Source organism: Azospirillum sp. B506 (assembly GCF_000333595.1).
Lineage (GTDB): Bacteria > Pseudomonadota > Alphaproteobacteria > Azospirillales > Azospirillaceae > Azospirillum.
The window spans coordinates 1-1,027 of the sequence record NZ_BADK01000541.1 but is presented as its reverse complement, the minus strand read 5'-3'; the positions used below and the strand labels follow the sequence as shown (position 1 = coordinate 1,027).

At 49.1% G+C, this 1,027-nt stretch carries 1 pseudogene; it reads right to left on the bottom strand.

Annotated elements, in window-relative coordinates:
• Positions 1-596 (bottom strand): annotated as a pseudogene (locus I71_RS16140) (methyl-accepting chemotaxis protein); the annotation flags it as partial.
• Positions 597-1,027 lie beyond the last annotated feature (431 nt).

The following is a 1,027-nucleotide window of genomic DNA, read 5'->3' as shown; positions in this document are numbered from 1 at the left end:
GCGACCGCCCCCATGATCCACAATGTGTTGTAGAAGGTATCGGTCGCGTCCTGCGACACCTGCTCTGCCCTCTTGATGGTGTTGTCCGTGAATTGGCGGATCGCGTCTTCCAGCTTCGCCGCGGCTTCGCGGCTGCTTTGACCCTCGCGATTCAATTGCAGTTGCGCCGACGAAAGCTCGACGGTGCCGGCGACCTTGTCGGCCACCTTCAAGGTCGAGTCCAATTCCTGGAGATATGATGCGCCGAGCGCCTGGATTTTGTCGACCTGCATCTTCGTTTCTGCTGTGGCATCTTTCTTCAACTGATCGATGCGCTTGTCGAAGAGGGTCCGGTATTCCGCGATAATTTCTTTTGATTTCTTCAGGTTTTCTTTGCTGGGGTTGGCGGCGATCATGTATTCCGTCCGATTGAGGGACACGGCGTTCAGGCGGAGCCTGACGCCGAGGATGCCTTCGTCGCCGGCCCGGGCGATCTCGTCGGTTGCGTTGTTCAATCTCCGCAGGCTGTTTCCAGCAATAACTGCAATGGCGAGCGATACCAATACAAGAATAGAGCTGGTGATGGTGACTTTTGTTGAGATTTTGAGATTCTTCATGGAAAATTGCCCCCGTATTGGCATGCGCGGCCTCTGTGAGGATCCTTGAGATCCTCTGCCCTCCGCTCACGTGATATATCAAGCGACATACGCCTTAATGTCGATCCAGGATTTGCATCAGCTTGCGACAAAAAGCCAGAAAATGTTAAAAAAGTATAATAATAAATAATAAAATTATCCATCGAAAAATATTTTCATAATGTTATTACTATTTTCAGTAAAAAAATTTCTTGTTCCGAGATTTTATTAGTTTCCGATGAAAAATTTTCACTTTGTGATTGGATGGCGGAGTCTTAAGCGATATTGACGCAGTAACCCAAGCTTTTCAAAGCTGCCATGCATCTTGGATACTGTATTCAAGAGCATGGAGGCGGTTATATCGCTCGGTGCCGCGTTATATCCGGCCCGTACCATCAATTTGGGGGACCAAC